The organism is Arcticibacter sp. (assembly GCF_053551015.1).
Map to the genome: position 1 here is coordinate 133807 of NZ_JBMQOB010000007.1, position 12500 is coordinate 146306.

At 48.7% G+C, this 12500-nt stretch carries 14 protein-coding genes; 7 read left to right on the plus strand and 7 right to left on the minus strand.

The genetic code is table 11. The features are described 5' to 3' along the window. Positions 1–13: 13 nt before the first annotated feature. The 5 genes from ACO1NU_RS03370 (at position 14) to ACO1NU_RS03390 (ending at position 3171) form a co-directional block, all read left to right on the plus strand. The gene (locus tag ACO1NU_RS03370) at positions 14–406 is read left to right on the plus strand and encodes a VOC family protein (RefSeq protein ID WP_448817048.1); all 393 of its coding nucleotides are present in this window, start codon (positions 14–16) and stop codon (positions 404–406) included. 157 nt (positions 407–563) lie between these two features. Beyond that, positions 564–1142, plus strand: coding sequence for a Crp/Fnr family transcriptional regulator (locus ACO1NU_RS03375; RefSeq protein WP_448817049.1), 579 nt, complete (start codon positions 564–566; stop codon positions 1140–1142). Between the two features lie 91 nt (positions 1143–1233). Next, a complete protein-coding gene (locus ACO1NU_RS03380; protein ID WP_448817050.1) occupies positions 1234–1650 on the plus strand; it encodes a VOC family protein in 417 nt (138 codons plus the stop codon). Positions 1651–1658: 8 nt separating this feature from the next. Further along, positions 1659–2291, plus strand: a complete 633-nt coding sequence (locus tag ACO1NU_RS03385; RefSeq protein WP_448817051.1) for a DinB family protein — start codon at positions 1659–1661, stop codon at positions 2289–2291. 28 nt (positions 2292–2319) lie between these two features. Continuing rightward, positions 2320–3171: a VOC family protein gene (locus tag ACO1NU_RS03390; RefSeq protein ID WP_448817052.1), complete on the plus strand. Its 852-nt coding sequence runs from the start codon at positions 2320–2322 to the stop codon at positions 3169–3171. Here the strand turns inward: ACO1NU_RS03390 and ACO1NU_RS03395 are convergent. Both ACO1NU_RS03395 and ACO1NU_RS03400 read right to left on the minus strand, forming a co-directional pair. Next, positions 3168–4802 (minus strand): M56 family metallopeptidase, encoded by a 1635-nt coding sequence (locus ACO1NU_RS03395; RefSeq protein ID WP_448817053.1) that lies wholly within the window; start codon positions 4800–4802, stop codon positions 3168–3170. The genes ACO1NU_RS03390 and ACO1NU_RS03395 overlap by 4 nt on opposite strands. Positions 4803–4808: 6 nt before the next feature. Beyond that, positions 4809–5183: a BlaI/MecI/CopY family transcriptional regulator gene (locus ACO1NU_RS03400; protein ID WP_448817054.1), complete on the minus strand. Its 375-nt coding sequence runs from the start codon at positions 5181–5183 to the stop codon at positions 4809–4811. A gap of 150 nt (positions 5184–5333) precedes the next feature. Between ACO1NU_RS03400 and ACO1NU_RS03405 the strand changes: the two genes are divergently transcribed. After that, positions 5334–6206 carry an aminotransferase class IV gene (locus ACO1NU_RS03405; RefSeq protein WP_448817055.1) on the plus strand — a complete coding sequence of 291 codons (873 nt, stop codon included), beginning with the start codon at positions 5334–5336 and terminating at the stop codon, positions 6204–6206. Here the strand turns inward: ACO1NU_RS03405 and ACO1NU_RS03410 are convergent. Together ACO1NU_RS03410 and ACO1NU_RS03415 are read right to left on the minus strand one after the other, a co-directional pair. Continuing rightward, positions 6203–7342 carry a DmpA family aminopeptidase gene (locus ACO1NU_RS03410; protein ID WP_448817056.1) on the minus strand — a complete coding sequence of 380 codons (1140 nt, stop codon included), beginning with the start codon at positions 7340–7342 and terminating at the stop codon, positions 6203–6205. The two genes, ACO1NU_RS03405 and ACO1NU_RS03410, sit on opposite strands and share 4 nt — an antisense overlap. Next, on the minus strand, positions 7335–8537 hold the full coding sequence (locus tag ACO1NU_RS03415) for a DUF6807 domain-containing protein (protein WP_448817057.1): 1203 nt from the start codon (positions 8535–8537) through the stop codon (positions 7335–7337). The genes ACO1NU_RS03410 and ACO1NU_RS03415 overlap by 8 nt, the downstream gene beginning before the upstream one ends. Positions 8538–8606: 69 nt before the next feature. Here ACO1NU_RS03415 and ACO1NU_RS03420 point away from each other — a divergent pair, with 69 nt between their 5' ends. Continuing rightward, the gene (locus ACO1NU_RS03420; RefSeq protein ID WP_448817058.1) at positions 8607–9455 is read left to right on the plus strand and encodes a DUF2911 domain-containing protein; all 849 of its coding nucleotides are present in this window, start codon (positions 8607–8609) and stop codon (positions 9453–9455) included. 63 nt (positions 9456–9518) lie between these two features. Here the strand turns inward: ACO1NU_RS03420 and ACO1NU_RS03425 are convergent, their stop codons facing one another. Genes ACO1NU_RS03425 through ACO1NU_RS03435 form a run of 3 tightly spaced genes read right to left on the minus strand, consistent with a single transcriptional unit; the run spans position 9519 to position 12500 of the window. Next, on the minus strand, positions 9519–10682 hold the full coding sequence (locus ACO1NU_RS03425) for an MFS transporter (protein ID WP_448817059.1): 1164 nt from the start codon (positions 10680–10682) through the stop codon (positions 9519–9521). Positions 10683–10692: 10 nt separating this feature from the next. Next, positions 10693–12378 (minus strand): sodium:solute symporter, encoded by a 1686-nt coding sequence (locus ACO1NU_RS03430; protein WP_448817060.1) that lies wholly within the window; start codon positions 12376–12378, stop codon positions 10693–10695. Beyond that, entirely contained in the window at positions 12375–12500 is a 126-nt protein-coding gene (locus tag ACO1NU_RS03435) for a hypothetical protein (protein WP_448817061.1), read from the minus strand. Before ACO1NU_RS03435 ends, ACO1NU_RS03430 begins: the two co-directional genes overlap by 4 nt.

The following is a 12500-nucleotide window of genomic DNA, read 5'->3' on the forward strand; positions in this document are numbered from 1 at the left end:
CTTAAAATAACGTATGAAATTTGAACACTTTGCGATTAATGTAAGTGATCCCCGTGGGATGACAGAATGGTATGTACAACATTTAGGCCTTGTAGTAGTAAAGCAGCAAGAGCAGGCTCCCTTTATGACCTTCCTGGCCGACGACAGTGGGCAGATGATGATCGAGATTTATACAAATCCCGCGGACCAGGTTCCGGATTACCGGACAATGCATCCCCTCGTCATGCATATTGCTTTTGTTTCCGCAGATCCTGCGGCAGATAAGAAGCGTCTGGAGGATGCCGGGGCAACGAGTATTTCAGACGATGTACTTGACGACGGATCTCATCTGGTGATGATGCGTGATCCCTGGGGATTGGCTATACAGTTTTGTAAACGAGCCAATCCGCTTCTGTCTCCCCAATAGGTTCATCGATAAGAGGTCGTCTCATGAAATATGATGCGGATTTATTGGCACAAGGTGCGACCCATGTGCACTCGCTACATTGTCTTTTGTCGATGAATTGTGTAAATTGGTGCATACGCATCAGGCCCGGCCTGCTTTTGTCAGATTCAAATTCAACATGATGTCCGCCTTAAAAACCATTTACCATCATCCCTTGCTGTCCCAGGACGATATGTCAGCTATACTGAACGCGCACCGGAGGACTCAGATCAAAAAGGGCGACTTCCTGTTTAAAAAGGGAGAAATAGCGAACCGGTATTTCTGTATTGAAAAGGGGTTAATCCGTTCCTATGTCTACGATTACGATGGGAATGACATTACCACAGGTTTTATAGGAGAGAATGAACTGGCGATAGACGTGGTTTCATTATTTAACCGCGTACCAGGGGTCGAATACTTTCAGGCGCTGACCGACTGCGAATGCGCTGTTATCAACCTGGAGGACTTCCAGGTTCTTTATCACTCGATCAGAGGATTTAACGAATGGGGGCGATCCTGGATGTCGGCCAGTTTATTCGAACTTAAGCAACGTACGATCTCCATGGTCGCCGATTCCGCCAGTCAGCGGTATATCGCACTGCGGACTAAACATCCGCAGATCCTGCTGCAGTCTCCCTTGAAGTTCATCGCCAGTTTTCTTGGGATCACGGACACTTCACTCAGTCGGATCAGAAAAGAGCTTGTGCGGGAAGGCTGAGTTTCTTTCTTGCCTTATGGCAAGTGGATTGATTTAAAACTAAACTAGTTTTGGTATAAACTAAAACTATAAAAATTCTAAAATCAACATCATGAAACTCAATCCCTATTTAAATTTCGATGGAAATGCTGAAGAAGTATTCAGGTTCTATAATGCGGTATTCGGCGGCGAGCTGTATATCCAGAGAATGGGCGAAGCACCCGGTATGGAAAACCTGACGGAAGAGGAGAAGAACCTGGCGTTGCATGTCGCTATACCTGTAGGCGACGGGCAGTTCCTCATGGCATCCGACTGCATTAAATCACAGGGGCATGTGCTCACGAATGGCAATAATAATTACATTTCAGTTTCCCCGGACAGCAGAGAAGAAGCGGAGCGAATATTCAATGGCTTATCTGCAGGAGGAACCATTGAAATGCCTCTGGCGGATATGTTCTGGGGCGACTATTTCGGCTCCTTTAAAGATAAGTTCGGCACCTGTTGGATGATCAATTACGCAAATAACTAGCTTGTATTATGAGACGTTCTCTATCCCAATTGCTGACTATGCTCCTGATCCTGGGTTCTGTCGGCACGCAAAGCTTCGCGCAAAGTCAAGAAGCCCCCGCGAAGTTAAACAACAAAAAGTACCTTCTTGATTATTATCAGAAGACCTTAGACGCCCTGACAAAGAGCACCGGGAACCTGAGTGCTGCTCAGCTGCATTTTAAGCCTGCAGCAGACAAATGGTCGGTTGGCCAATGCCTGGAGCATATCGTCGCAACAGAAAAGACGCTGTTCGGCTATGCAAAACAGGCGATGGAGAGTCCCGCTACTCCGGCCCGGCGTTCAGAAGTGAAGGTAAGCGATGAGGAGATTATACAGGGCATAAACGACAGGTCTCATAAGGCCAAGGCTACTGATGACCTAACGGGAAAGAACCTGCTGAATAAAGCAGACGAGGCGCTGGCTGCACTCAAGAACGACAGAAAGGTGATTTTCGATTATCTGGCTAACGTTAATGAGGCGGACCTGCGCAACCACATCAGTGACTCTCCATTCGGACCGGTTGACGCGTTCCAGTCGTTCTTATTTATCGCCGGGCATACGGCAAGACATACGCTGCAGATCGACGAGATTAAAGCAGACCCGAACTTCCCCACCAAGTAAGAATGATACATCTCTAAGAAATACTTTTATGCAAAGCTCAATTTATCCCTGTATTTGGTTTGATAATAAAGCCGAGGAAGCAGTAAAGCTCTATTGCGAGGCTTTTTCGGATACGAGCATGGAAATGTGCTCACCTCTTTTGTGTAGGTTTCGGATCAAGGATAAACCTTTCATGGCGCTGAATGGCGGTCCGGTGTACAGACCTAATCCCTCCATCTCGTTTTTTGTCATCTGTAGTTCCGAGGAAGAGATCAACAGAGCCTGGGAAAAGCTGATGGAAGGCGGCCATTCTTTGATGCAGCTGGACAGCTACCCCTGGAGTGATAAATATGGCTGGGTACAAGACAGGTACGGCGTATCCTGGCAGCTGTCCCTCGGAAAAGAAGGGGATGAGAAACCGGATGTATTTCCGTCCCTCATGTTTGTAGGCGAGCAAAACGGCAATGCTGAACGAGCCATTAATTTTTATACTTCATTGTTCCCAAACTCATCAATAGGCCTTATCTCCCGCTATGAAAAAGGCGAGCACGATACAGAAGGCCATATCAAGTATTCGCAGTACTTTCTGAACGGTTACCGCATGGGTGCCATGGAAAGTTCTTTCAATCACGATTTCAGTTTCGATGCTGGTGTGAGCTTTGTGATCACCTGCGAAACGCAGGAGGAGATAGACTTTTACTGGCTCAATCTCACAGAGGGGGGAACAGAGGAGGACTGTGGCTGGTGTCGCGATGCTTTCGGAGTTTCCTGGCAGGTAGTGCCTTCCGTTCTAAATACACTCATGAAGGATCCGGCTACCGCAGCAAGGGTGACCGAAGCCTTCATGAAGATGAAAAAATTTGATATAGCGGGTGTGGAGAGGGCTGCGGCACAAGATTAGTACTTGATGGTAGAAGACGGATCGAAGCCTTCAACAAGGGCTTCGACCTGCTTCTCAATTTCGTGACCTTTCTTGTCCCAGTCGACAGAAGTAACCTTCCGGGTGAACTCAGAAATCTTCCTGTGCAGTTCCATTTGTTTCTCCTGCCATTCGGCACTTTCCAGCTTGCGTTGGAGTTTTTCCAATTTTCGGTTCAGCTTGTCCGGATATGCGGGTACTTCTGCCTCAACAGGAGGAACTGGTGGAACCTCACTTATCTTTGCTGCAGCTACAGCGGCCTTAGACATGGCCACGCTGTGTTCAACAAGCTCCTTCTGCATCTCTTTCCACTCTTTACTTTCGAAGTGCTTCCGTATTTCCTCCGCGTGCTTCTTTATCATTTCCTGATGCTTGGCTTGCTCTAAGGCAATCTTGCGAACTTCCGCCGCATGTATGTGAATAGCCTCTTTGTGTAACTTTATTTCAGCAGGCTCCCCGGAAACAGTATCCTTCCGGAGTGGGGCTTTAACAATAAATCTGGATAGCACAGGTCTGCCTTCGTCAGGGCTGTCTACCACGGTGCTGATCTCCTGAGATTTCACCTCGGTAGAAACCCGTGATTTGCTGGCGTTTTGTTTAGCATCCAGGTCCATTTTAACTCCTTCATGCTGGGGCAGCGCAACAGCCAGGGACAAGCCGATACAAAGGATCGTAGCCAGTACGATTAGACCGGTTCTTGGAGCAGGATCTGGATTTTTCAGTCCCGAGATACGCTTGATACGTTCGAGAAGCGGATATTTATCCATTCCGCTCGCTGCCATGGTAAGTTCGTTGCATTTTACCTGTACTTCGAGCTGCAGAAGTGCTTTGGCATAGGTCATGGGATCGGAGGTTTTGCTCACTACGATTTCATCACAGCAGTACTCGCGCTCTTTATGAATTTCCCCGGCGATCAACCATACGAAAGGATTGAAGAACAGGATGCTCTCGATAACCTTCTGCCCGATATTCCAGATATAATCGTTCCTTTTGATATGAGCCAGTTCATGTAAGAGGATGGACTCCACCTGCTCAGGACTGAGACGACTAACCATCGCCACCGGCAGCAAGATAACGGGCTTGATGAACCCTGCTGTAACCGGCACGGTGATTCTTTCAGAGATATGGAGACTGATCTTTTTCGCGATCTGCAATTTTTCGCACAGCGTATCCAGCTTCATCATCCAGACGGGGTCATGCAGTAAGGGCTCTGCCTGGCCGAGCGACCTGGCCCTGAACCATGCAAAAGTAAGTGACAGGAATTGTATACCGACGCCGGCGAAATAAAAAGAGGCGATGAAGCCTGCATATTTCAGCTTCCACGATTCCAGCGTGGTCAGCCAGGAGACCCGGTGATTTTCCTGCTGTAAGATCGGGACAGTTCCTGAGATTGTATCCTGATGTATCTTCTGGCCGTACATCGAGGAGAGGGTATAGATGAACAAGCCGAAGATCAGTATTAAGGATGAATACCACAGCCTGTATTTGATTGCAGATGGTATTTCGGGCACTGCACTAAACATCACCCTGAAAAAAAGCACAATTGCAAAGGCCTGAGCTGTTGATATAATCAGCGTCTCAGTTAAAGCTTCGATAAATGCAGAGGTTTCCATAATCTACTATTTTTCCATTTGTTCCAGATACTTCCTGATGAGCTCAATCTCTTTAGGAGAAGACCTTTTACTGTTCAGCGCCTGCATGACAAGCTGGGCGGGCGATCCGTTGAATACGGTGTCGATGATCTTACTGACGAGGTTTACCTGCGTATCTTTTTGACTGACCACTGCCCTGTAAATATGCGTGCGTGAGCTGATGTCGCGTTCAACCATACCTTTTTCATGCATAATCTGCATCAGTTTGAGGGTGGTGGTATAACCAACTTCCTTCTCTTTGTTCTTTGACAAGGTGTCGTTCACCTCCCTTACAGTGGCACTTTTCAGTTCCCAAAGGACCTGCAGTATATCGAGTTCACTATCAGTTGGTTTGATGTTCATGATATAGTACGAATATTTTCGTATGTAATAGTACGAAGGATTTCGTAAATAACAAAGGAAAATTTGCAGATGTGCCGCGTTTGTGCATTTTTTTGCAACAGGTGTCCATTTAAGATCCGGTATATTCAGGTTTTTTGGGATATTGCATGTATGAAAAAGTCTTTCCCCAAAGAAGTTTATCTGAACGGCGCATGGTCGGCTCACGATAAAGCATTTGTTTCTGTATTTGATCGCGGATACCTGCTCGGTGATGGTATCTACGAGGTAATTCCGGTCTATGAAGGCAAGCCCTTTGCGGTGGGAGGGCATCTGGAGCGTTTTCAGAACGGACTGAAAACGGTGGGGATAGATTTCGATGTGGAGGAGTTGAAGCCGCTGATACTGGAAGCGATCGGGAGGTCGGGTTTGCAGAACTCCGATGCGGCCATCTATATCCAGGTAACCAGAGGAGTAGCACCACGTACGCATTTCTTCCCTGAGGATGTACAACCGGGTGTTTTGTTGTATGCCTATCCGATAACTCTTAAGGGATTTGAGGAGAAAAAAGCCAGCGTCATTGTGACCGAAGACCGCCGTTGGCACAGATGTGATATCAAGTCGATATCGCTGATGGCGAATGTACTTGCTAATAATGAGGCGCATAAAAGGGGAGTGGCAGAGAATCTTCTCGCCCGGGACGGTTATGTAACCGAGGGTTCACATACCTCCGTTTTCTTTGTGAAAGACGGCGTATTGTACACGCATCCTGAAGACCATCATATTCTCCCGGGTGTTACGAGGAAGGTCGTCATCAGCCTTTGTCAGGAGCTGTCGCTTACGGTAAGCGAACAGGCTCTGCACGTGAATGACATCACGTCAATGGATGAGATCTTCCTGACGGGCACAACCGTGCAAGTGACGGCTGTAACGTCGGCTACGATGGGCGATAAAGAGGTTTATACCGCAGCAGAAGCCGGTCCGCTTACCCGTCGCCTGCAGAAGGCCTTTGTGGAACGCGTGGCAGCAGAAACAGGGCTGACTTAGTTTTTTGTAATAATCCCGTACTTTTTAAGCAGGGGCAGCACCTTCGACGATGGTAATGCCTCTGCTTTATGGCCGTCTCTCCCCGTAACACTCGCCGCTTTAAACAGGGAGTTGAGTATTGCTTCTTCCGTTGCTTCGATAGCAGCCATGAACAAGGGGGAGCTTAGATCGTTTGGAACCGTGCTGTTTTCCTGCAGGGATGCTTTCCCATTGTGGGGCACCCGCATTTCTTCGGCTGTTGAGAAGGCGATAACATAATCACCACTTCCGTTAGATGCAATGCCTCCTGTTTTGGCCAGACCCATAAATGCACGTTTAGCCAGCCGCTGTAAATTTCTGCTGTCCAGAGGAGCATCGGTTGCCACCACGATCATACAGGAGCCATCTACATTATTAAGCAGCTTATCGCTGAAGGAAAATACCCCCAGGTCTTTGCCGATATTTGCGCCGGCAACCTGCAGCACCCCTCCAAAGTTTGTTTGAACCAAAACGCCCACGGTATAACCGCCCAGCGCGGGAGGAAGCTTCCGCGAGGCCGTTCCGATCCCGCCTTTAAAGCCGAAGCACATGGTGCCGGTACCGGCTCCTGCGTTTCCCTCTTTTGGCAGCGAGGAATCTGCGTTCTTTATCGCGTAGAGGACATCTTCAACCTTCACGTGCCGCCCCCTTATATCGTTCAGATAGCCGTCGTTCGTTTCGCCTACTACTGCATTGACAGATTGGATGTCTTCGTTTCCGGGCTGATTGAGCGTATGTGTGATTACGGCCTCCATTGCTGTAGAGACGTTGAGAGTATTGGTGAGGACCACGGGCGTTTCCATATATCCGAGTTCGGTGATCTGGGTGCTTCCCGCGAGCTTTCCAAAGCCGTTGCCCACATACACGGCAGCGGGAACTTTGCTTTGGAAGATGTTTCCGTCGTGCGGCAGGATCGCCGTCACGCCTGTTCTGACATCGTCGCCGCTTATCAGTGTGCGTTGGCCCACTTTGACGCCTGCAACATCAGTTATCGCGTTCAGTTTGCCTGAAGGAAGAACGCCTATCTTGATTCCATATTCTGCAACCCGCTTTGTTTGAGAAAAGGCGGTGGTAAACAGCAGTGTGGCAGCGCATAAGAGTGAGGTGGTTCTAATCATGGTTTAGGTTGAATTCAACTTTAAGAGGTTGACTGTAGTCCTTCCACATGCCCTGGATAAAGCCGGTATCCGCCTCGCCATCGTACACGATGAAGCGGTATCTGGCGGTATAAACTTCTCCTGGTTGAATGCGGAATTCGCCTGCCTGCGAAGGGGCAAAGCTGATGTAAGGTTCTTTCGGATGGATGCGAAGTGGCTGCGGGGCTCTGAAATTAGAGGGATGGCTGAGTATGGTGAGACCTGTAAGCTTGCCGGCAACTTGTCCGCTCACCCTGATCCAGTCAGCATTTGTCGCATTTCCACTCTCCCTGTCCTTTCCTCCAGAAGTCAGGAATTGTGCATGCTCTTTGCCGTTCCAGGCTCCGTTTCCGCGGAATGCGATCCCTCCATAGATATGGTTAAGCAGTATCAGCGGATCCTGTGTTGCGCAGCGCTGTTGTAATTCAATATCAAAAACATAGAATCGCTTTTGGCTACCGTTGATATTGTATGCGCGAACGATGAAGTCTTCTTTTAAGGCCTCGACGTGTGGAAGGATGGTCTTGTCCATGTAGCTGTTTTTTGCAGCAAGGTAGGCCAGCACAGGCCCTGCCTGCACATGATCTAAGGCCCGGAACTCCACTGCGCCCTTGTTTTGGGCCATGTTCCAGAAGTCGGGGTTTCTTCCCTGGAAGCTCGTCTTGGTCCAGGCAGCCCAAACACCATGATGATGTTTATGATCCTGGGGATAATCGTCCGTGATCTGCAGTCCCGAGGGCGACAATACCGGATGTATGTATCCGCCGCGGCGATAAATGGGCTCGACTCCCTCGGGAAGATCTCCTCTGCCGGTTTGAAACCCTATGATCAGCTTTCCGTTTAGGAGCACCCTGACCTGCTTTTCCTCCTCTACTATTTCGGCTTTGGAAGCCTGCGTTGCGGCAGCTTTTATATGGAAAATACGCCTTTCGCCCGCATCTATGTCGATAATGCTCACGGCCTCGCCTGTAGGAAGAATCTGCAGAGGATAACTCTTCCGACTACGTAAATCAGTAAGACAGAGGTTTGCCGTGCCCGAAGCTGGTGTATAGGGGAAGGTAATGATGGCGTTCCTGCGGCTTGCGCCCGGATTATTAACGCTGATACGATCTGTTTTCTGACTGAAGCCCGGCAACGTCGCAAGGACAGATAAAAGTGTAACAAATGTTTTAAGCATCTTACAAATGGGCCTTAGAAAAGGAACTTTCTTAATTTATCCTTTAATTTGTTAAATATATACGACATTATGAAAAATCTACGAAGAGTTCTGGCTGTTGCCGTTGCGGGTATAGTGCTATCCGGCAACCTTCAGGCCCAGGATGTGAAACTCCCTTCAGCCAGTCCGGCTCAAACAGTTACTCAGGAATTTGCTTTATCCAGCATCTCGTTGAGCTATTCCAGACCGGCAGTAAAAGGACGGGTAATATTTGGGGACCTCGTTCCTTACGGACAAATATGGCGCACAGGAGCGAATTCTCCTACAAAGATCAAGTTCGGTGAAGACGTGAGCATCGACGGCAAGCCTGTACCTGCAGGGGAGTATGCCCTTTACAGCATCCCGACAGCAAATACATGGACCTTCATTTTAAGCAAGAAGCTTTCTTTATGGGGATCAATCGGGTATCAGCAATCTGACGACCTGATAAGATTTACTGCTACACCGCAAAAGCTTCCGTTTAAGATTGAGAACTTCAGCATCCTTTTTGCCAACCAGACGGCTAATTCTGTGGACATACAGCTGCTTTGGGACGATGTAGCAGTAGGATTCACAGTAAAGGCAGATATCGACAAGAAGATCCTGTCATCCATAGAAACTGCGATGAAAGGCGACAAGAAGCCTTATTTCCAGGCAGCGAGCTATTACTATGAGAAGGGATTGGATCTGAATAAGGCCGCTGACTGGTCAGCCGAAGCTGTAAAAGCACAGCCGGATGCTTACTGGGTTGAGCACCTGCGTGCGAAGATCCTGCTGAAGAAGGGCGACAAAAAAGGCGCTGTTGCGGCAGCACAAAGCTCGCTGAAGAAGGCGGAAGTTCAGAAGAACCCCGACTATGTCGCTTTAAATAAAAAGCTAATCGCTGAAGCTGGTAAATAGTCATTTTTAATTACGGCATTTCAGAGCCGTGTTCAATAGCCGCGTCATGTATTCATGATGCGGCTATTTTGTTTTGACACTCCAGAGGGTGATAACCATGGCTGCAATGCTCCAGATCAGCAGCTGCCAGGTCAGCATTGACCAGCCACCTAAACCCCATGACTGCACACCTGCAAGCGTTCCAAGAGATCCGCCGATAAAATAAGTGGTCATGTAGACGGTATTGACCCGGCTATGTGCTTCTTCATCGAGCGTGTATATCGTTGCTACGTTGGTCACCTGTGTAGCTTGTACACCCACGTCCAGGAGTAAAACGGCAAGGACCAGAGAAGCAAGTCCATATGGAAATACTTTGATGAGGATAACCGCTATAATGAGCAGAGAGATGGCGAAAAGCTGCGACTTCTGAGGGCTTCCTTTATCTGCTAAGCGGCCGAATAAAGGTGCCAGGAGTGCACCACCTACCGCAAGGATGCCGAACAAGCCGATTACCTCGGACGAATAGCCGAAAGGCGGACCGCTCAGGTGAAACGTCAGGGTTGTCCAGAACGAGCAAAATGCTCCAAAAACGAGCGCTCCGATCAGAGCTGTTCGTCTCAGCACCGGAAATCGTACAATCTGTTTCAAGGTAGATCCCAGAAGTTCAGCGTAGGTTCCGCGGAATAGTGGCTTCACGCTGGGCAGAGTCATGTAGCACGTGGCAGCAGTCATACATACCATTCCTGCAGCTATCCCGTAGACGTACCTCCAACCTAGCCAGCCGGTAATAATGCCGCTGAATACGCGCGCCAGCAGAATGCCTGATAAAATCCCGGTGAAGATGAAGCCCACCGTTCTTCCTTTGTTATCGCCCGCCAAACTCGCAGCCATGGGCAGGATTACCTGCGCAGCTACTGCAAATATCCCGATCAGGGTGCTCAGCAGAACTACGGTAGCAAAGTTAGGAGCAAAGGCCATTGCCGTCAGTGACAGGGCGAGCAGCGCCTGAAGCAGCAGGATGAGCGCTTTCCGATCAACTTTATCACCGAGAGGAGTGAGCAGCAGTAGTCCGAGACCATAGCCCGCCTGCGAGAGCACCGATGTAACGCCTACCCTGGCTTCATTCGTGCCAAATGTTTGTGCGATATCTTTCAGGATGGGCTGGTTGTAGTAAATGTTGGCTACACAGACACCGGCCGTAACAGACATAATGGCGATCTGTGATCTACTGAGACTTTCTTGATTCATTTCAGTAAGCCTAACCTTCAATACGGGGAGATTGTTTCGGGAGCAGCGCTTCAGCAATTAATCCAAAGGCAACCACGAGCACACAACCCAGTACGTTAAGCCACAGGTAGGCCATAACCTCATAGTAAAAAGCGAGGCATACAATAAGTTCTGCAAGCAGGGCGGCGATGAACACGGCGTTTCCTTTAACGCTCTTCACATAGAAGGCCACAACAAAAATTCCGAGTATTGTTCCGTAAAACAAAGAGCCGAGGATATTTACCGCTTCGATGAGATTTCCCATCTTACCGGCATACAGCGCCATACCGATGCTGATAATGCCCCAGCCTACGGTGCTGAGCCTGGAAAAGCGGAGGTAGTTTTTATCGCTGGCACCGGGGTTGATCAGACGCTTATAAATATCCACCGAGGTGGTTGAGGCAAGCGAGTTGAAAGCACTGGCGATGGAACCCATGGAAGCAAGAAAGATGATGGCAATCAACAGTCCCACTAGTCCCTTTGGAAGATACTGCGTAACAAACGTCAGGAAAACATAATTGGAGTCGTTCGTATCCGCCTCTTTATTGTTCTTTTTCATCAGCGCAGTGGCTTCCTGCTTGATATCTTCCATTGCCAGGTTGGATTTTTTCACCTGAGCTCTCAGGTCTGCATTGTGGCTATCATCCGCCAGGAGGGTCGCGTATCGTTTACGCTGTTCAAACTCCGTCTGATAGCGTTCATCCAATTGCTTATACTCGCCTTTGTAAGCTGAATTGGAGATCTGCTTTACTTCATAGCTATTGAAGAACAAGGGCGGCTGATTGTATTGATAAAAGGCAAAGACTAAGACCCCGATCAGGAGGATCAGGAACTGCATTGGGATCTTGATGACGGCGTTCATAATGAGGCCCAGCCGGCTTTGATTGATGGACTCCGCTGTGAGATAACGCCCGACCTGTGATTGGTCCGTCCCGAAATACGAGAGCTGAAGGAAGAAGCCCCCGAGAAGTCCGGTCCAGACCGTATAACGGTTATTCCAGTCAAAATTCCAGTCGATAACATTCATGCGGTCCATACTGCCGGCAATATGGAGTGCTTTGTTCATTCCGACATTATCAGGGAGCAGCATGACCACCACAATACCCGCTACAAAGAGCCCGGAAAAGATGATACTCATCTGTAGGAGCTGCGTGTACGACACGGCCTTGGTACCTCCGTAGACGGTATATACGATCACCAGTCCGCCCGTAAACAGCGTTGTATAGACGGTGTCGATCTGTAAAATAGTCGACAGGATTATGGCGGGAGCATATATCGATATGCCGGTAGATAGCCCACGCTGAATGAGGAATAAAAAAGACGTAAATGCCCGTGTTTTGAGGTCAAAGCGCTGTTCGAGGTACTCGTATGCCGTGTAGACCTTCAGCCTGTGAAAGATTGGCACGAATGTGATACAAAGAACAATCATGGCCAGCGGAAGTCCGAAATAGAATTGCACAAAACGCATCCCATCTGAAAATGCCTGCCCCGGTGCCGATAAGAAGGTGATCGCACTTGCCTGGGTGGCCATTACGGAGAGACCCACGTGGTACCATGGTAGCGACTGGTCGCCAAGAAAGTAGTGATCCAGGTTCTTGCTTCCACTGCTTTTCCAGATGCCATAGATGACTATAGACAGCAGGGTAATGCCGAGTACAACCCAATCCAGTAAGCTCATGAGTAAATGTTAGTGATAAGAGAAAAAGCCAGGATCAGAAAAACGAGCCAGCATACGATGATCAGGTAGAATTGCTTCCATGATTTGATGAATGATGGAAGACCATCGGTATTTTCCTTCAT

What these genes read in the sequence shown, in the direction of transcription:
- ACO1NU_RS03370 (WP_448817048.1), top strand. Translation starts at nt 14, where the DNA reads ATGAAATTTGAACACTTTGCGATTAATGTAAGTGATCCCCGTGGGATG.
- ACO1NU_RS03375 (WP_448817049.1), top strand. Translation starts at nt 564, where the DNA reads ATGATGTCCGCCTTAAAAACCATTTACCATCATCCCTTGCTGTCCCAG.
- ACO1NU_RS03380 (WP_448817050.1), top strand. Translation starts at nt 1,234, where the DNA reads ATGAAACTCAATCCCTATTTAAATTTCGATGGAAATGCTGAAGAAGTA.
- ACO1NU_RS03385 (WP_448817051.1), top strand. Translation starts at nt 1,659, where the DNA reads ATGAGACGTTCTCTATCCCAATTGCTGACTATGCTCCTGATCCTGGGT.
- ACO1NU_RS03390 (WP_448817052.1), top strand. Translation starts at nt 2,320, where the DNA reads ATGCAAAGCTCAATTTATCCCTGTATTTGGTTTGATAATAAAGCCGAG.
- ACO1NU_RS03395 (WP_448817053.1), bottom strand. Translation starts at nt 4,802, where the DNA reads ATGGAAACCTCTGCATTTATCGAAGCTTTAACTGAGACGCTGATTATA.
- ACO1NU_RS03400 (WP_448817054.1), bottom strand. Translation starts at nt 5,183, where the DNA reads ATGAACATCAAACCAACTGATAGTGAACTCGATATACTGCAGGTCCTT.
- ACO1NU_RS03405 (WP_448817055.1), top strand. Translation starts at nt 5,334, where the DNA reads ATGAAAAAGTCTTTCCCCAAAGAAGTTTATCTGAACGGCGCATGGTCG.
- ACO1NU_RS03410 (WP_448817056.1), bottom strand. Translation starts at nt 7,342, where the DNA reads ATGATTAGAACCACCTCACTCTTATGCGCTGCCACACTGCTGTTTACC.
- ACO1NU_RS03415 (WP_448817057.1), bottom strand. Translation starts at nt 8,537, where the DNA reads ATGCTTAAAACATTTGTTACACTTTTATCTGTCCTTGCGACGTTGCCG.
- ACO1NU_RS03420 (WP_448817058.1), top strand. Translation starts at nt 8,607, where the DNA reads ATGAAAAATCTACGAAGAGTTCTGGCTGTTGCCGTTGCGGGTATAGTG.
- ACO1NU_RS03425 (WP_448817059.1), bottom strand. Translation starts at nt 10,682, where the DNA reads ATGAATCAAGAAAGTCTCAGTAGATCACAGATCGCCATTATGTCTGTT.
- ACO1NU_RS03430 (WP_448817060.1), bottom strand. Translation starts at nt 12,378, where the DNA reads ATGAGCTTACTGGATTGGGTTGTACTCGGCATTACCCTGCTGTCTATA.
- ACO1NU_RS03435 (WP_448817061.1), bottom strand. Translation starts at nt 12,500, where the DNA reads ATGAAGGAAAATACCGATGGTCTTCCATCATTCATCAAATCATGGAAG.